Origin of the sequence: Acinetobacter sp. NIPH 817 (genome assembly GCF_000368405.1) — a bacterium.
Lineage (GTDB): Bacteria > Pseudomonadota > Gammaproteobacteria > Pseudomonadales > Moraxellaceae > Acinetobacter.
Genome location: NZ_KB849420.1, coordinates 2,936,286 through 2,950,683, shown reverse-complemented (window position 1 = coordinate 2,950,683; position 14,398 = coordinate 2,936,286). Strand labels below are relative to the sequence as shown.

Annotated in this window: 15 protein-coding genes; 13 read left to right on the top strand and 2 right to left on the bottom strand. The window is 39.1% G+C overall.

Features of this window, described 5'->3' with window-relative positions:
- Positions 1–260: 260 nt before the first annotated feature.
- Both F968_RS17500 and argH read right to left on the bottom strand, forming a co-directional pair.
- On the bottom strand, positions 261–530 hold the full coding sequence (locus tag F968_RS17500) for an oxidative damage protection protein (protein ID WP_004795121.1): 270 nt from the start codon (positions 528–530) through the stop codon (positions 261–263).
- A gap of 9 nt (positions 531–539) precedes the next feature.
- The gene (gene argH / locus F968_RS17495; RefSeq protein WP_034596480.1) at positions 540–1,973 is read right to left on the bottom strand and encodes an argininosuccinate lyase; all 1,434 of its coding nucleotides are present in this window, start codon (positions 1,971–1,973) and stop codon (positions 540–542) included.
- Between argH and F968_RS17490 the strand changes: the two genes are divergently transcribed.
- From F968_RS17490 to F968_RS17430, 13 genes are all read left to right on the top strand, one after another.
- Entirely contained in the window at positions 1,964–3,103 is a 1,140-nt protein-coding gene (locus tag F968_RS17490; RefSeq protein WP_004795119.1) for a sensor histidine kinase, read from the top strand. The two genes, argH and F968_RS17490, sit on opposite strands and share 10 nt — an antisense overlap.
- Before the next feature lie 60 nt (positions 3,104–3,163).
- On the top strand, positions 3,164–3,904 hold the full coding sequence (locus F968_RS17485; protein WP_004795118.1) for a LytR/AlgR family response regulator transcription factor: 741 nt from the start codon (positions 3,164–3,166) through the stop codon (positions 3,902–3,904).
- 101 nt (positions 3,905–4,005) lie between these two features.
- Positions 4,006–4,923: a hydroxymethylbilane synthase gene (hemC, locus tag F968_RS17480; RefSeq protein WP_034596687.1), complete on the top strand. Its 918-nt coding sequence runs from the start codon at positions 4,006–4,008 to the stop codon at positions 4,921–4,923.
- 3 nt (positions 4,924–4,926) lie between these two features.
- Entirely contained in the window at positions 4,927–5,694 is a 768-nt protein-coding gene (locus F968_RS17475; RefSeq protein WP_004795116.1) for a uroporphyrinogen-III synthase, read from the top strand.
- Between the two features lie 8 nt (positions 5,695–5,702).
- A complete protein-coding gene (locus F968_RS17470; RefSeq protein WP_004795115.1) occupies positions 5,703–6,545 on the top strand; it encodes a hypothetical protein in 843 nt (280 codons plus the stop codon).
- A gap of 9 nt (positions 6,546–6,554) precedes the next feature.
- Complete coding sequence (locus tag F968_RS17465; RefSeq protein WP_004795114.1) at positions 6,555–7,748, top strand: hypothetical protein; 1,194 nt, start codon at positions 6,555–6,557, stop codon at positions 7,746–7,748.
- A gap of 7 nt (positions 7,749–7,755) precedes the next feature.
- Positions 7,756–8,196, top strand: a complete 441-nt coding sequence (locus F968_RS17460; RefSeq protein WP_004795113.1) for an acyl-CoA thioesterase — start codon at positions 7,756–7,758, stop codon at positions 8,194–8,196.
- Positions 8,197–8,390: 194 nt separating this feature from the next.
- Positions 8,391–8,717 (top strand): H-NS histone family protein, encoded by a 327-nt coding sequence (locus F968_RS17455; protein WP_002053185.1) that lies wholly within the window; start codon positions 8,391–8,393, stop codon positions 8,715–8,717.
- A gap of 331 nt (positions 8,718–9,048) precedes the next feature.
- Positions 9,049–9,792, top strand: a complete 744-nt coding sequence (gene gspN, locus F968_RS17450) for a type II secretion system protein N (RefSeq protein WP_004795112.1) — start codon at positions 9,049–9,051, stop codon at positions 9,790–9,792.
- Entirely contained in the window at positions 9,792–10,628 is an 837-nt protein-coding gene (locus F968_RS17445) for a type II secretion system protein N (RefSeq protein WP_004795111.1), read from the top strand. The genes gspN and F968_RS17445 overlap by 1 nt, the downstream gene beginning before the upstream one ends.
- A 41-nt stretch (positions 10,629–10,669) precedes the next feature.
- Entirely contained in the window at positions 10,670–12,928 is a 2,259-nt protein-coding gene (gspD, locus tag F968_RS17440) for a type II secretion system secretin GspD (RefSeq protein WP_004795110.1), read from the top strand.
- 40 nt (positions 12,929–12,968) lie between these two features.
- Positions 12,969–13,595: an FHA domain-containing protein gene (locus F968_RS17435; protein WP_004795109.1), complete on the top strand. Its 627-nt coding sequence runs from the start codon at positions 12,969–12,971 to the stop codon at positions 13,593–13,595.
- A gap of 65 nt (positions 13,596–13,660) precedes the next feature.
- Positions 13,661–14,329, top strand: coding sequence for a phosphoglycolate phosphatase (locus F968_RS17430; RefSeq protein WP_004795108.1), 669 nt, complete (start codon positions 13,661–13,663; stop codon positions 14,327–14,329).
- Positions 14,330–14,398: the final 69 nt, after the last annotated feature.

Below are 14,398 nucleotides of genomic sequence, written 5' to 3'. Positions count from 1 at the left end.
TTTGTTTAAAAATAATAGATAAAAAAATGTCCCGAACTTTGGGGGGAAGTTCAGGACAGAAAATCAAGTGCATAAACACGACAGGGATCGTGTTCTTCTTGCTATGAATTGATATTAAGTTCTTTGCTTTTTGATGTCATGTAGAGTCCTGTTCGCTCTATGTAAGGCTTTTTATGCTTGTGTAAGTTTCACGTAAAAAAAGGCGGGTCTATGTGTATAGGATCCGCCTTTTTAATGATGAAGAAGCTAAAACAAACCGATTATTCTGGTTTCCAGCCTTCAGCTTTTTCTACGCTTTCATCATTGTTAAAGAACTTCTCACGTTGTTCTTCAAGGAACTTCTTCGCATCTGGTTCAAACACGTTTAAGCGTTTTTCATTAATCAGCGTAGTTTGGTGTTTTAACCATTCTTGCCATGCTTGCTTAGAAACATTTTCAAAAAAATCTTGGCCTTTAGCACCCGGGAAAGGAGCGAAGTCTAGACCTTCCATTTCCTTTTGATATTTGCGGCAAAAAACTTGTCGACTCATGGTTTATCCTTAAGCGTATAACTGTTCTAAACGTGTATGGGCACGAGCAATCGCAGCTTCAACCTGTTTTGGTGAAGTTCCGCCAATATGATCACGTGCATTTACAGAAGCTTCTAGTGTTAAGGCTTTATCAAACACATCTGCTGTAATTAAGTCAGAGAATTGCTGTAATTGCTCAAGTGTGAGTTCAGATAAATCTTTTTCTTCAGCAACACCTAATGCAACAGCTTTACCTACAATTTCATGAGCATCACGGAAAGCAACGCCTTTTTTCACTAAGTAGTCAGCAAGATCGGTTGCAGTTGAGAATCCACGAAGCGCAGCTTCACGCATGATTTCAATATTTGGAACCAATGCAGGAATCATATCTGCGAAAGCCATGAGTGAACCACGAACCGTATCGATTGCATCAAATAAAGGTTCTTTATCTTCTTGGTTATCTTTGTTGTACGCCAATGGTTGACCTTTCATGAGCGTAAGCAAGCTAATTAAGTCACCAAATACACGGCCAGATTTACCACGAATAAGCTCTGGAACATCCGGATTTTTCTTCTGCGGCATAATTGAAGAACCAGTACAGAAGCGGTCAGGAATATTCACAAATTTAAACTGTGCAGAAGTCCAAAGAATGAGCTCTTCTGACATACGTGATAAGTGCATCATGATCAGTGCAGCAGCAGCATTAAATTCAATGGCAAAGTCACGGTCAGATACAGCATCAAGAGAGTTTTCAGATATTGCTTCAAAACCTAAAAGTTCTGCTGTATAGGCGCGGTCAATCGGATAAGTTGTACCGGCAAGAGCAGCTGAACCAAGTGGCATGCGGTTAACGCGCTTACGACAATCTTGAAGACGTTCAGAGTCACGAATCAACATTTCAAACCATGCTAACAAGTGATGACCAAAAGTCACAGGCTGAGCAGTTTGTAGGTGTGTAAAGCCCGGCATAATGGTATTTACATTTTTGGCAGCCAAGCCTAACAAGCCTTTTTGTAAACGTTCTAATAATTTTAAAATATCATCAATTTCGTCGCGTAGGTAAAGACGAATATCAGTTGCAACCTGATCGTTACGGCTACGACCTGTGTGTAGTTTTTTACCTGTAATGCCAATACGTTGAGTCAAACGTGATTCAATGTTCATGTGAACATCTTCAAGATCGATGCGCCACTCAAAGTTTCCAGCCTCAATTTCTGAGCGAATGGTGCTTAAACCTTCAATAATGTCATCGCGTTCTGCTTCTGTGAGTACGCCAACTTTCGCAAGCATGGTAGCATGCGCAATCGAACCAGCGATGTCTTGTTTATAAAAACGTTGGTCAAACTGAACAGAGGCGGTAAATTCGGCTACAAAAGCGTCCGTCGCTTCAGAAAAACGACCACCCCACATACCTGAGGTTTGGTCTGGGGTTACTGAATTAGGGGGATTTGAAGATGTGGTCATGGTGGCTCAGTAAAATAAAAAAGAGTATATCACTTGCCGAAGCTCAACAAACAAAGTTGTTTCCTACAGCATACCGAAATCAAAATTCCTCCTATTTTTTTACGAAAAACGGGCGTTGGCAACACTTATTCGAATTAATTATCGCAAGTAATGTTTTGGCTCTGGTCTTAGCATTGGCTGAAGCACAGTCTTGGCAAGCCTTGAGCGGGGGAAGGCTTTTTCAATACATCGTTTTTATTAATTGGGTAATATTGTCATTTTTTGCCTTGGTTGAGCGTTTTCAAGGTTTTTTTAGCACTTTACGTCAAGAGTTTGCCTTGGTTATTGGCTTTATCATGTTGCAAGGTATTGTTGTTTTAACCACTTTAATGAGTAATTTTTTTCAGTTTGGTCTTTTAAATAAACATGCGTCATTAACGCAGGGCTGGAGCATTTATTTTACCAATGTGCCTTTATATCTAAGCTATGGAATATTACTCGGGGCTTTCTGCCTACGTTATTTATATGTCAGAGAACAATGGTTACATCAGCAATATGCAGAATTAAATGCCCGTATTCAGGCCATGCAAGCGCGAATTCATCCTCATTTTTTATTTAATAGTCTAAATAATGTAGTCAGTTTAATTGCGATAGATCCAGATAAAGCAGAAAGCATGCTTATTAGTCTGTCACGTTTATTTCGTGCCAGCTTCCAAGAATTGAAATTGGTGAGTTTGTATGAAGAAATCGAGCTAAGTAAACAATATTTAATGATTGAACAGGTCCGTTTGGGAGAGCGCTTAAAAGTAGATTGGAAAGTCGAGCTTTCACCTGTGCAACTCAAACAGATCACCATTCCTTTATTGACATTACAACCTTTGTTAGAGAATAGTATTTTTCATGGGGTAGAACCAATGATGGGTAAGGCAACCATAGGGGTATTGGTTGAAATATTGCAAAATCAGGTCAGTATAGTCATTACCAACCCCTATACAGACGATACAATAAATTCAAGGAAAGGGCATGGAATCGCGCTTGAAAATGTTAAGCAGCGCCTGAAAGCATATTATGGGAGTTGCGTAAGATTTCAGGTTTATAAAGGTGAAACCTTATATACCACCATTATGAGCTATCAATATCAAACAAAATAATAAGTTAGTCAGAGTTAACCATAAAAAAATGGATCAAGTTAACGGTGACAAGGAGGATGAATGAAGGTGCTGATTTGTGATGACGAACCACTTGCAGTGGAGCGATTATCACGTTTAGTTTCAAAGATGGGACATGAAGTTGTATCAATGGCTCATCATGGACAAGAGGCCTTGGAACAGGCGCGGCTTCATCAACCGGATGTAATTTTACTTGATATTCAAATGCCAGGTATGAATGGTCTTGTCTGTGCGGAACAGATAAGTCAGCTCAATCCTCGACCTGCGATTGTATTCTGTACAGCCTATGATCAACATGCATTGGAAGCATTTAAGTCTCAAGCTCAAGCTTATCTTCTTAAACCAATTGATCCTCAAGAACTTGAACAAGTTTTTAGTCAATTGACTCAGCTTACTCAAGCGCAGCTCAATGCTTTACCACAACATGATTTTTTACATGATGTAAAAACACAACGACATCAAATTGCTGCAAAAACCTATCGTGGGGTTGAGCTAATTCCAGTTGAAAATATTTATTATTTTTTAGCCGATCAAAAATATGTCACGGTGCGTCATCAAAATGGCAGCGTATTAATTGATGAAACTTTAAAAGAGCTTGAAACCGAATTTGCAGATCAATTCATTCGTATTCATCGAAATGCATTGGTTGCAGTTGCATATTTAGATGGACTGGAGCTCGTTAGCTCTGGGCAATATCAGGTTCGTTTACGTGGCTTAGATGAGCGACTTTCAGTGAGTCGTCGACATTTATCTATGCTTAGAGAGCGGATCCATCAGCTCTAAAGTTAAAAAGAGTTATCTTGGGTGTGCGAGATTTTACTTGCAATTTTAAGGGATCAAGTTAAGTTTAGGGTGTATCGTTTGACCAGCCCATGCTTGAATTTATGAAAATCTTGAAAATTGCTACACGACAAAGCCCACTTGCTCTTTGGCAGGCAGAATATATTCGTGCCCGATTACAGGAGCTTCACCCAGATTTAACGGTGGAGTTGGTTAAATTTGTCACGCAGGGCGATAAAATCTTAGATACGCCTTTAGCAAAAATTGGTGGGAAAGGGCTGTTTGTTAAAGAGTTAGAAGCAGCACTTTTAGATGGGCGTGCAGATTTAGCTGTACATTCAATGAAAGATGTCCCGATGGCTTTGCCAGAAGGTCTAACCTTGGCAGTAATTTGTGAACGTGAAGATCCATTAGATGCTTTCGTTTCAAATCAATTTGAAAAATTTGCCGACTTACCTCAAGGTGCAAAAGTTGGTACCTCAAGTTTACGTCGTAAATCTCAAATTTTAAAACAACGTCCTGATTTGCAAATTATTGACTTGCGTGGAAATGTTGGCACACGTTTAGCGAAACTAGATGATGGTCAATATGACGCTATTATTTTAGCTAGCGCTGGTTTGAAGCGTTTAGGATTGTCAGAACGTATCCGTCATTGTTTAGCACCAGACATTAGTTTGCCTGCGGTGGGTCAAGGTGCGTTGGGCTTGGAATGCCGTGCAGCTGACCAAGATGTATTAGCTTTAATTCAACCGTTATTACACGAAGAAACCGATGTTTGTGTACGTGCTGAGCGTGCTTTTAATGCCTATCTTGAAGGTGGTTGTCAGGTTCCAATTGCAGGTTATGCCACACTACAAAATGGACAAATTCATATTGAAGGCCGTGTCGGAAGTCCTGATGGGCAAACATTATTACGTGCTGAACTGACAGATGAAGCTAGCAATGCTCATCAACTGGGCGAAAACCTTGCTCGGAACTTACTTGATCAAGGTGCGGGTGAGCTATTAAAGGCCCTCTACTAAACCATGTTGTTTATTAATACTCGACCTGATTCTCGTGCAGCTGAATTAACAGATGTTTTGCAAAATGAAGGTTATCAGGTTGAGTCTTTACCTCTTTTAGAACTCGTTGCTAAACCCTTTTCGGAACAATTACTTCAGCTTTACCAGCAATTAAGAAAAGCTCAAGCTATTGTTGTGGTCAGCCCAACTGCTGTTGAGGTGGGCATGACGTATTTAGAAAAAAGCGGTCTAAAGCTCAGTGATTTAAAACATATTCAGTGGATTGCGGTAGGACAAGCAACAGCCAATCGTTTAAATGAATATGGAATAGAAGCACATATTCCAGATGTGGAAACTTCTGAAGGGATGCTCAATTTGCCTATTCTGCATAATATGAAGCAGGCCGGTAGTGTTGCTTTCTGGCGAGGAAAGGGTGGCCGTCAATTTATGATGGAAACTTTGCAGCAGCAAGGCATTCAGATTTTAAATTTCGTTTTATATCATCGGCAATGCCCAGAAACCTCATATTCTACATTCAAACATCTGACACAGAATTCAAATTATAATTTACACAAATGGCTCGTCTTAATTACCAGTGAGGCCAGCTGGAAATATTGGTTAGAGCTTTGTTCAAAAAATAATGTACAACCTGATTGTGTATATCTGGTTTTAGGACCACGCCTTTTTCAAATTGTTAAAGAATATCGCGATCAACAACAGGCTCATTTTCACATTATTCAACTTGAAAATTTATCGCCTTCGGGGATGATTCATCACATTCAGGCATTATAAGGATTCGTATGAGAAAACTTGTTTCTATCATCATTTTACTGGGCATGGCTTGGTTGGCTAAGCTCAGTTACGATATGTGGCAAATTTCTCGTACTGTTCCTGAGCTTAAGCAAAGTCTGCTTCAATCAGAACAGCACTATGCCAATTTAAATGATCAATTGGTTGCTTTACAGCGACAATTACAGAATCAACCTGTAAATACAGGCGATAAACTAAGTTCGGTAGCTCACCCAGATGCTCCACCGACAGGTATTGCTCCTACAGTTTTAATTAAACAAAAGTTAGATTTAATTCAATTTGCAATTGATCAGCAGCAATTGATTTATGCAGTTGATCAATTAAATCAGTTGCAGCTATCTCTCGTGCACTATGAAATTGCTCCAGCATTGCAACATAGTTTGAGCCAATCGCTTGAGCAGGATAAGCAAGCAGTTCAACAATTCACTTTGGCTCAAAATCAGCGCCATCAATTGATCGATGATTTATTACAGACAATTGATAAAAATATTCAGCAAGCTTTAGCTCAGCCTAAGCTTGAGATGGATCAATCCGAGTCTGTATCTTGGTGGAAAAAATGGTTCCGCATAGAAAAAGTAGAAACGCCGTCTATTAATTTGATGAATCGAAGTGTGGTGCTCAAAGAAGTGCAATTAAGATTATTAATTGCTGAACAGGCACTCAATCAAGGCAAAATGACAGAGTACCAAAACGAGTTGCAATCTGTGATGCAAAAGCTAGATGAAATGCCTGATGCAACGAGTCAGCAGTTAAAAAAACGTATTGCTAAAGTGGCACATTTATCTGTCGTGCCTGTTCCTAAATTATCTACACTTGGTCTAATTGGCTCATAAGGAGGAGATATGAAACACCTCCTGTCGGTTTATTTCGTAATTAGTTTAATACTCTTTGCCGCTTTAGCTTTATTGAGTTATGGCTATGGAATGGGGTATGTCTACATTTACTGGCGACAATTGCAGTTGCAAACAAATGTCTGGGGATTAACCCTTTCTTTTGTGGTCATGAGTTTTATTGCTCAACTTATATGGCTTTGGGTTAAACGTTATTCCTCTCGCGAGCAGAGGAAAAGTGAAAACATTTTTCAGTTTAAAAACCTTCACCCCTATGAACAATTAGGTATTGTTTGGTTATTAGAGGCCGCTGAAGATCAACGTGTATTTATTGAATGCGTGTTCACTCAGTCAGCGCTTTTAAAAAATATTATTGATGCCAAATTTTTGGTTTTAAGTGGGGACTATCCGAAAGCATTGGCTGCTTTAGATCAATCACCGCCTATGGCATTTGAATTGGCAGAGTTAGAGCGAATCGAAATCTTTTTAGCCCAAAACGAAGCTGAACGTGCATTAACTCATCTTGAGTTTTTATATCAGCATCAGTTGTCACCTTGGCTTCAGGAAATAGAAACTGCCTACCAGCAAAGATTAACCGCGTTATGGGGGCAATTGGCGCTGCTACACCCATGGGTGTATTTACGTTCAATGAAGTATGGTCTGCTAGATGCTGAGCACCGTGATTTATGGTTACAGCAACTTCTTCAGCAGTTTGATGAAGCTTCTGTTGATGATCTGCATGCTTTGCAACAACGTTATCTGGATTTAGAGTCTGAAATTCAAACTCGACCTTATAGCAGTAAGTTGTTATGGCTTAAACTATTGGCGCGTATGCCTGATATGAGTATGCAGCACGCAGCCCTAACACTACACTTATTAAAAGAACAGTTCGATCCAGAAGTGTTTTATCTGTGGTTTCAGCAACAACTGCTTAAACAAGTCCCAGACTATGCAGATGTCGAAGAAAAAATTATCGAGTTTGAAAATCAATATATGAATTTACCTGTTTTAACCTTTGCAAAATGGCATGTCTATATGGCAACTGGACGTCAAGCAGAGGCTGAAACATTATTATCATTATATCCAGATAATATTTTAATGAGCTATTTGCGTATTAAGTCTACGCTTAATGAAGATGAAGTGTTAATCAAACAGTTAAACCTAATCTTTGAAAATGATGCGAATTTTTTAAAATTTAAAATATGAGGCAAAAATGAAAGAACTGTCTGTCTACCCGATAATATATGAACAGAAAGTAGCGTGGGGAGATATGGACGCTTTCGGTCATGTCAATAATGTACAATATTATCGATATATTGAAAGCTCACGTATTTTATATATGGAAGCAATAAATATATTAACCGCTCAATTATATACCGTTGTAGCCTCAAGTCAGTGTAAATATTTAAAGCCAGTTTTTTATCCAGATGTATTGAAAGTCGGTGTTCGTGTGGAAGAGCTCCGTAATAGTGCATTCCGTATGGCTTATATATTATGGAGCGAAACACAACAACAAATCGTGGCTACTGGTGAAGCGGTTATGGTCTGCGTAGATAAATTAACAGAACAAAAATGTGAAATACCTCAGGAAATAAAACAAAAAATTATTGAGCTAGAAAAATCTGTTGGGCATGACTTAATACATTTATCTTAAATAAATATTAATAAAATATATTTCATTTATAATTGATAATGTAATTAAAAGGTAATTTTTTTAGTTATTCTGATGAACACGGCTTTCAAACTATTGCTTATTTAATAGATTATAAATAATATTGGTCTTGATTTTATGTTTTTAAATTTTGTCTGTATTATTTTGAATTGTCTGTAAGACTGGAGTATTTATTAATGAAACCGGATATCAGTGAATTATCTGTTGAAGAGTTAAAACGCTTACAAGAAGAAGCGGAAGCTTTAATTGCAAGTAAAAAAGATCAAGCAATCGAAGATGCTTATAATCAAATTATCGAGATCGCTGAAAATGTAGGTTTTAGTGTTGAACAACTTCTTGAGTTTGGCGCTCAAAAACGTAAGAAAACAACACGTAAATCTGTTGAGCCACGTTACCGCAACAAAAACAATTCTGAAGAGACTTGGACTGGCCGTGGTAAACAACCACGCTGGTTAGTTGCTGAAATTGAAAAAGGCGCAAAACTTGAAGATTTCTTAATCTAATCGTATTGCCGATTTAAAAAGCCAGACAGATTTGTCTGGTTTTTTTATGCATAAAATATCTAAAGCGTGCTGTAAATATTATTTAAGAAATTGAGTGTTTAAATTCATCTTTAAATACATTGTTGAGATCAAATTTGCATTTAGTTCTTTTAGCATTAGGTTTTCATGATTTTGTCATACGTTCAACTTATAGTCTTAATACCGAAGCCAAGCCCGATTGCTTGGTTTTTTTATATGAAGTGAATTGGCGATGTTGAAAAAGTATGCATAATGTCAGACTAGGGAGCTACTCTCAAAATAAGGACGATAATTTGCATGTTGGTAAGGCTGAATGAAGAAAAAGTCTAAGCAATGGAAGTGGTGGTTATTTGCACTCATTGCATTTTTAATTTTTATTATTTTACAGATCCCGGCGACGTGGCTAATTTCTAAATTTTCAAAGAATAATCAAACTCTACACAATGTAAGTGGAAATATCTGGCAAGGCCAAGCAGATTGGCGGCGTGGTACTTTGAGAGGCTCGATTCATTGGAAAACTAGACCTCTTGACCTGTTTTTATTACGGTTCGCTGCTGATGTAGATATCCATAGTGGAAATACCCAATTATCTGGGGTAATGGGCTATGGCGTGGGTAAAAAAGTAATTGTAAAAGCTATGAATGGTCAGGTTGCGCCTGAAACATTAAAACAAATTGTGAACTGGCAATGGCCTGTGAATAGTATCCAGTTAAAAGATATTAATTTTAGTTATAAAAAAGAGCAGGGTTTCGCCGCAGTTGACGGTCAATTGCATTGGGGTGGCGGTGCTTTAATTTATAATATTGGTGATCGTCAAGATCGGATGAATATGCCTTCTTTAACTGGGCAACTAACAGATCAAAACGGTCAACTACAAGTTGATATACGTGATCAACGCAGTCAAAAAATGGCGAATCTTTTATTAGATACCAACATGATGCTTGATGTGCAGCTTACGCAAAGATTATTACTGAATATTCCATCTTATGATGGAAAAGCTGGTTTAGATACATTTGTCATTAGTTCTCGTCAGCCCTTAATACAAGGGGGTAACTAATGAAAGTGTGGATTGAGAAATTACAGCATCTACAATGGCAAAAATTAGATCGGTTAAGTGTGGTTGTATTTGCCGTTTTAATTCTATGGCTGTGCTGGAAATTGGCTTCATTATTTTGGTGGGTGATTGCACCTCCTCAAATGATGCAGTTTGATCGGGTAGAGTTAGGATCACAGCAACCACAAATTCCTAACATTAGTACTTTTTCGCTTTTTAATGAACCTTCAGCCAATGCAGCTCAGGAAAATGTCAACCTAGAATTACAAGGCGTGATGCTGGGTTATCCGAACCGTTTTTCTTCAGCTGTTATTAAGCTTGATAATACTGCTGACCGGTATCGGGTGGGAGAAACAATAGGTTCTACCTCTTATCAGTTGGCAGAAGTTTATTGGGATCACGTGATATTGCGTCAAGGTAATGGAAGTACGCGTGAACTTCAGTTTAAAGGCTTGCCAAACGGTTTATATCAACCTATGACGCCAGATGCCTCACAACCAGCTGCTACTGCGCCTCAGTCATCGGCACCAGTTAATACGACTCAAGAGGCGTTAGGACAGGCTATTCAGCAAATGCAGGGGAACCGTGAACAATATCTACGTGATATGGGTGTAAGCGGGAACTCAAGCGAAGGTTTTGAAGTTACAGAACGTACACCCACTGCGCTTAGAAATAAGTTAGGTTTAAGGCCGGGTGACCGGATTGTTTCCTTAAACGGTCAAACGGTTGGGCAAGGACAAACGGATGTGCAGTTACTTGAACAGGCTCGTCGAGCTGGGCAAGTGAAATTAGAAATAAAACGTGGTGATCAAGTGATGACCATACAACAAAATTTTTAGTGATAACACGTCACCATAAGAGTTAGGAATTATCGCAAGTTATGGCTTTATTGAATCATCAACGTCCACTTTGGGCATTACTTGCAGCTGCCCCATTGATTGCGACAGTGAGTAGCAGCGTTTATGCCCAGACATGGAAGATCAATTTACGTGATGCTGACTTAACTGCATTTATTAATGAAGTTGCAGACATTACGGGGAAAAACTTTGCAGTAGATCCGCGAGTGCGTGGCAATGTCACAGTAATATCGAATAAACCACTTAATAAAGATGAAGTTTATGATCTGTTTCTTGGGGTCTTAAATGTAAATGGGGTAGTGGCAATTCCTTCTGGGAACACCATCAAACTTGTGCCAGATAGTAATGTTAAGAATTCGGGAATCCCTTACGATTCTAGAAATAGATTGCGTGGTGATCAAATTGTCACTCGAGTCATTTGGCTTGAAAATACAAATCCAAATGATTTAATTCCAGCACTTCGCCCTTTAATGCCGCAATTTGCACATATGGCTGCGATAGCAGGGACTAACGCGCTGATTGTTTCGGACCGAGCTGCAAATATCTACCAACTTGAAAATATCATTCGTAACCTCGACGGTACGGGGCAAAATGATATTGAGGCAATAAGTCTCCAATCGAGCCAAGCGGAAGAAATCATTACTCAACTTGAGGCAATGAGCGCTACGGGAGCATCTAAAGATTTTAATGGGGCTCGTATCCGTATTATTGCAGACAACCGAACGAATCGTATTTTAGTAAAGGGCGATCCTGAAACGCGTAAACGTATTCGCCACATGATCGAAATGCTGGATGTGCCTTCAGCAGACCGCTTAGGCGGCTTAAAAGTTTTTCGATTGAAGTATGCTAGTGCAAAAAACTTATCTGAGATTTTACAAGGCCTCGTAACAGGACAAGCTGTTTCTTCGTCAAATGGAGGTGGGGCGGTAGCTTCTTCGGGAGGGGTAAATAATTCAATGGTTAATGGCCAAAATTCTGGCCCGTCTGGCTCTTCAATTAGTACCCCTTCAATTAACCTTAATAATAGTTCTAATAGTAATCAGAGTAATATTACAAGTTTTAGTCAAGGAGGTGTGAGTATTATTGCGGATAATGCTCAAAACTCGCTTGTTGTAAAAGCAGATCCTCAATTAATGCGTGAAATAGAGTCTGCTATCCAGCAGCTCGATGTTCGTCGTCAGCAAGTTTTAATCGAAGCCGCAATTATTGAGGTTTCAGGGGATGATGCGGATCAACTTGGAATCCAATGGGCATTAGGTGATTTATCTAGTGGAATTGGTCTTCTTAGTTTTAGTAATATAGGTGCTAGTTTGTCGTCTATCGCTGCTGGATACCTATCAAGTGGTACGGCAGGTGCTGCAAATGCTATTGCATCGGGTAAAAACAAGGGTGATGGCGCGACTTTTGCTTTAGGAAATTTTGAGAATTCTCGTAAGGCTTATGGTGCATTAATTCAAGCCCTTAAAACTAATACCAAATCAAATTTGCTTTCGACACCATCTATTGTAACGATGGATAATGAAGAGGCTTATATTGTTGTGGGGCAAAATGTTCCTTTTGTGACTGGTTCTGTTTCTACGGGATCTTCGGGAACAGTAAATCCTTATACGACAGTCGAGCGTAAAGATGTAGGGGTAACTTTGAAAGTTATCCCTCACATTGGTGAAGGTGGGACAGTTAGGCTTGAAGTTGAACAAGAAGTTTCTAATGTTCAATCAAGTAAAGGTCAGGCTGCTGACCTAATTACGAATAAACGTGCTATTAAAACTGCTGTTTTAGCTGAGCATGGGCAGACAGTGGTTTTAGGGGGCTTAGTATCTGATGATGTTGAGTTTAACAACCAAGGTATTCCTGGGTTAAGTAGTATTCCTTATTTAGGTCGGTTATTCCGTTCGGATACCCGAAGTAATGTGAAGCGTAATCTTCTCGTCTTTATTCATCCAACAATTGTGGGTGATGCGAATGATGTGCGCCGTTTGTCTCAGCAGCGCTATAATCAACTTTACAGCTTGCAATTGGCGATGGATAAAAATGGCAACTTTGCCAAACTGCCTGAACAGGTTGATGATGTCTATAATCAAAAAATGACGCCACCAAGTATTAGCTCTCAGCCAAAAAATTATCAACAGGTTCCTTCAGGTGGAAAAAGCTCGACAGTAACCACACCTGTAGCAGTAGAACCCGCGGTTCAAAAGCAAACCTTGCAGTTACCCGATCCTGAAATTAATCGTACTAAAAATACAGTAACAACAACGACACTGCGTCCAAGCACAGCACCGTAGTAGCATGTTATGATTGATAAAAAATGAATAGGACATACGCATGACTTGGAAATTACAAGCAATTACTGGCGAAATTACCGGCCAAGAAATTAGTGTTGATCGTGATATGTTGGTGGGGCGCCATCAAGATGCTGATGTGTTATTACAAGCTGCTGAAATTTCACGTCGCCACGCTGCATTGCTTTTAAAAGATCAATTGCTATGGGTGCAAGACCTTAATTCATCGAATGGCACATTCATAAACGATATTCGTATTGAGCAAGAAAAACAGTTGCATGATGGTGATATTGTTCAATTTGCTAGCTTTAAATTTTCTGTATTAGCACCTGCGCAGGAAATATTAGATTTGCCTGAAATTGAGGTGGAACCTGTAAATACGGCATCAACGCCAGATTTAAGTGATCAAGGAATGCCAAGCCTTACAGAGCGTGCTGCAGAAGTGGAAGTTCGTCGCGATGGTATGCCGCAGAATATTTCTATTCCAAAGCCTGCACCTATTCCAGAGGGTGTAGATATCAATGCCCAACAGCAAGCGCCTATTGCTTTTGATGAGCCAGTTTCTCGTGTTGCTGAAGAAAAAGAGCAACAGAAGAATGCCTCAGTTGGTTTAATCACTATTATTATTTTAGTAATTTTAGCTTTATTGGCATGGTTATTCTTTAAATAATCCGTTGCTGCTTTTACAATCAAGGCATGCTAAAAGCATGCCTTTTTAATTTTGAGAAGAAAAAGATGTCTGTTGCACAACTAAGTAAGCGCGATTTAATTTTATTTGATCTAGATGGAACACTGGTTGATTCTGCTGCTGATTTGTATCGGGCTATGAATTTAAGTTTAGAAGCGCTCAGTTGGCCTTTGGTAACAGAAGCTCAGATTCGAGAGTGGGTGGGTAAAGGAGCTTCAAAACTCTGTGAAAGTGTTCTCTTACATATTTTTGGAAAATTAGATGCTGAACAGCATGAAGTCCTCTTGCAGAAATTTGTTGACATATACGGTGCTGAACTTTGTGTGAACACTCAAATTTATCCTGGTGTAACTGAGTTTTTAAAGCATTGTAAAAATTTGAATATACATATGGCATGTGTTACCAATAAGCCTGTACAACTTGCTCAAGGGTTACTTGATGCATTAGAACTTTCTTCTTATTTTCAAGTTGTACTTGGAGGCGATAGCTTGCCAGAGAGAAAGCCACATCCATTACCTTTGTTGCATTGCATGCAAAGTCTAAAAATATCTGCGTCACAATCATTAATGATTGGCGATTCAAGTAATGATATTGAGGCTGCGCGTCGTGCGGGAATTGATTGTATTGTGGTTAGCTATGGCTATAATCATGGAGAAAATATCTATGATTGCAAACCTCAGCAAGTGGTTGATAGTTTGGCTGAGTTAATTATCTAATGAGTGAAATGGAGATCAGCATGAATAAGCGTATGGTTTTTCGATGGCGTGTCTAAATCGAAACTAGAA